The organism is bacterium, from assembly GCA_023228325.1.
Classification (GTDB): domain Bacteria; phylum Auribacterota; class UBA6266; order UBA6266; family UBA6266; genus UBA6266.
In genome coordinates this window covers 1-2,888 of the sequence record JALOBK010000038.1, presented here as the reverse complement: position 1 = coordinate 2,888, position 2,888 = coordinate 1, and the positions used below count along the sequence as shown (strand labels likewise).

The 2,888-nt window shown below is 29.2% G+C and carries 7 protein-coding genes; 4 read left to right on the top strand and 3 right to left on the bottom strand.

Going from position 1 to position 2,888, the window contains the following annotated elements:
• The 4 genes from M0R36_11470 to M0R36_11455 all read left to right on the top strand — a co-directional run.
• On the top strand, positions 1–521 hold a 521-nt coding region (locus M0R36_11470), incomplete at its 5' end, for a DNA polymerase (GenBank protein ID MCK9556410.1).
• Positions 518–691, top strand: a complete 174-nt coding sequence (locus M0R36_11465) for a hypothetical protein (GenBank protein ID MCK9556409.1) — start codon at positions 518–520, stop codon at positions 689–691. The genes M0R36_11470 and M0R36_11465, both read left to right, overlap by 4 nt.
• A complete protein-coding gene (locus tag M0R36_11460; protein MCK9556408.1) occupies positions 692–841 on the top strand; it encodes a hypothetical protein in 150 nt (49 codons plus the stop codon). It begins immediately after the preceding gene.
• A gap of 16 nt (positions 842–857) precedes the next feature.
• Positions 858–1,148 (top strand): hypothetical protein, encoded by a 291-nt coding sequence (locus M0R36_11455; GenBank protein MCK9556407.1) that lies wholly within the window; start codon positions 858–860, stop codon positions 1,146–1,148.
• Between the two features lie 73 nt (positions 1,149–1,221).
• Here the strand turns inward: M0R36_11455 and M0R36_11450 are convergent, their stop codons facing one another.
• From M0R36_11450 to M0R36_11440, 3 genes are read right to left on the bottom strand one after another with little or no spacing between them, the layout of a single operon-like run.
• The gene (locus tag M0R36_11450) at positions 1,222–1,824 is read right to left on the bottom strand and encodes an HNH endonuclease (GenBank protein ID MCK9556406.1); all 603 of its coding nucleotides are present in this window, start codon (positions 1,822–1,824) and stop codon (positions 1,222–1,224) included.
• Positions 1,821–2,528, bottom strand: coding sequence for a hypothetical protein (locus M0R36_11445; protein MCK9556405.1), 708 nt, complete (start codon positions 2,526–2,528; stop codon positions 1,821–1,823). Before M0R36_11445 ends, M0R36_11450 begins: the two co-directional genes overlap by 4 nt.
• 41 nt (positions 2,529–2,569) lie before the next feature.
• Positions 2,570–2,788 carry a hypothetical protein gene (locus M0R36_11440; protein ID MCK9556404.1) on the bottom strand — a complete coding sequence of 73 codons (219 nt, stop codon included), beginning with the start codon at positions 2,786–2,788 and terminating at the stop codon, positions 2,570–2,572.
• Between the last annotated feature and the right edge of the window lie 100 nt (positions 2,789–2,888).

Here is a 2,888-nt window from a genome sequence, read left to right as displayed (position 1 = left end):
ATGGAAGAACATCATATAGTATAGCACAGAAATTTAATATTTCAATAAGTGAAGCTCAATTAATCCTTGATAGTTGGCTTTCTAAAATTCCTATTGCTATGGAATATATGGAAGAACAAGAAAGACACCTACTCTCTAAAGAACCTTTTATAACCCCATTTGGTCGTTATAGACGTTATGGCGTAATAATAGGAGACCAAGCACAGAAGAATGAAGCCAGAAACTTTATAATCCAAAGTAGTGGTTCAGATTTGAATTTAATTTCGGCAATGAATATGGAAGAAGACATTGATAAGCATGAAGCTTTTACTACTAATCTGGTACATGACTGTATAGTAAATGAAGCACCAAATAATAGATGGCATATTGAGCAATTAATTGATATAATAAGCAATACAATGATGCAAACCCCAAGAGATTGGTTACATCCAGAAATAGAGTTTCCTGTTGAAATAAAAATCGGCAAGACATGGGGAGATATGAAAGAAATTGATATTAAGACAAAGGAGATAATTAAATGACTAAGAAAGAACTAGAGGATAAAATAAATGATTTAGAGTTTAGAATATCTATGTTAGAAGAGCTTCAATTTATAAAACGTTATGATAAAGCCTTTGAAGATTTAGCTAAATTATTAGGTTTAAAATGTTGGACAGGATGTAAAATTTGTTTTGATAAAGGAGATAATTGAATGAATGAAGAATTAATAAAAGAATCAACTTGTAGAAATTGTTTATTTCAATCAGCAAGTAAATGCTGGTGTAGAGTAAATGGTAGAGATGGTGATGATGTGGATATGGACTATAAGTGTGATTTTTATGAATTTGACCCTAAGTATTAATAGAAAGGAGGCAACAATGAGTATTTTAAGTAAATTAGATAAGATAATTGAATTATTACAGCCAAAACAGCTTGAAGAGGCAACACTGGAGGAGATTTACTCTCCTACCAAATACATAATAGAAACTACAGATTTAAATGAATATGATAAATTCTATAAGGGACCTATTTTTTATAATTGTCTGTGGGACTTAGACAAATGGTTAAGAAGCGAAATTAAATATCATGATAGAGAAGTCTTACAGGAAGTTAGAGACAAACTTTATGATATTATGTCTGAGGATTATGGAGTTAGTTTCGATTTATAATATTATGGTGGAAGCGGTGGCATTGAAGCCACGTCCAGAACATAGCACTTCGGCTGTCAGTTCTGTCTAACCCTTACGCTCCCAAAAAAATATAATCAAAAGTTAATGCTGTATTAAATTTAAATATGGATAAGCAAAGTAATTTAATAATTCTTCTAAATAGAAAATGCCATTTTATATGTTCACTATTATTATCAAATAATATAAGATTCTCAATCCTGTTATCATCTCGTATACCATTAATGTGGTGTACTACCTCCTCAAGAGTTAAATACCTTTTTATATATTCTTCCATTATGAGTCGATGTTCTAACATATATCCCCCATTATTATAAGGATGATCTGGTTTATAAATTATTATATAACCGTTATCACTAGATTTACCTCCTTTCCACATAGGATTTTTATTTCCCTTAAAATTATTACTTTTAATTTTTAAAGACTCACTTGAAAATTTATAACCGTATGCTGGATGTTTTTCTCCTAATAATCCATAACAAGGATTACCATTGCCCGATATTTCTAATGATTTATATATACTAGCACATACTTGATTACAAAATTGATGATTAGTTCTTTCTACATGAGCAGCTTTTCTATAAAATAGTTTATTACAAATATCACATTTACATTGGTAACTATATCCTCCATAACTTTTATTTTTATTAATAATCATAATGTATAATACTTTTTTCCAAATATGATAAATTTATCTTTAGGAATACAAATTTGATGTATATTAAATCTATCCTCTACCCATTTAATAACTGTTATTCCTTTTTGCCAATCTATTACCTCTTTACGAAACCATTCAAGTGCTAAATCCGTTTGGCATAAGCAGCCATTTTCAACAGCTACTTTTGCACCTGAATAATCTGTCCTATAATGCATTCCCAGTTTATGAGTATGCCCAAGTATTACTGAAAGCCCCAAATCATCAAGCATATTCTTAGCAGTATAAGCAGAATATTTATTTATTTTGTTACCGTGTGTATAGATAAGTTTATTTTTATATACATAATTTTTACCGTATTCATAATAGTCTATTCCTAAATTATTTATGCCTAACTTATCTTTAATATCTATACAACCATTAAGAACAGGATTATTCCATATAAATTTTCTAAGTCTGTCTGTATGATTACCCTCCATAAAGATTGTCTGAACAGGCTTAATAACTTTTATAATTTTATTTAATATCTCTTTACCTATATTAAATTCAGTTTGTAAATTGGTAATGCGTTCAGGATTTCTATCAAATTTAGATATTGAGTACATATCCATGAAATCACCTAAAATAAATAACTTATCTGGTTTTAAATTTTTACCAAACTTAAGTATAAGTTCTAAGGCTTCATCATCTTGATAAGGTACATGCAAATCATTTATAACAAGTTGTACTTCTATTGAATTTTTATCTATTATGCTTTCCCCTTCTTCCTATTATCCTGTAAGTTTCTAAAATTAGCTATTAGCTCTTTTTTCTTTTCTTCACTAACATCTTTAGGCAAATTATGTTTCTTAAATTTTTTTAGCTTATTTTTTTCTCTGATTGACTTGTTTTTATATGAGGCACATTTTACTTTATCTCGTCCAACTTTTTTCTGTCCTCCACTGCCCCTTTTTTGTTTTTCTGTCATTTTATCCTTTCTGTCGCAATAAGTTCCCAAAAATGTCCAATTATTGCATTGAGTCTTTTAACTTGGTTAAACTTCGCAGAGACCCACAGAACTGCAATTA

Excerpts from the sequence above, each read along its gene's own strand:
- M0R36_11440 (MCK9556404.1), bottom strand. The coding sequence starts at position 2,788 with ATGACAGAAAAACAAAAAAGGGGCAGTGGAGGACAGAAAAAAGTTGGA.
- M0R36_11455 (MCK9556407.1), top strand. The coding sequence starts at position 858 with ATGAGTATTTTAAGTAAATTAGATAAGATAATTGAATTATTACAGCCA.
- M0R36_11450 (MCK9556406.1), bottom strand. The coding sequence starts at position 1,824 with ATGATTATTAATAAAAATAAAAGTTATGGAGGATATAGTTACCAATGT.
- M0R36_11465 (MCK9556409.1), top strand. The coding sequence starts at position 518 with ATGACTAAGAAAGAACTAGAGGATAAAATAAATGATTTAGAGTTTAGA.
- M0R36_11460 (MCK9556408.1), top strand. The coding sequence starts at position 692 with ATGAATGAAGAATTAATAAAAGAATCAACTTGTAGAAATTGTTTATTT.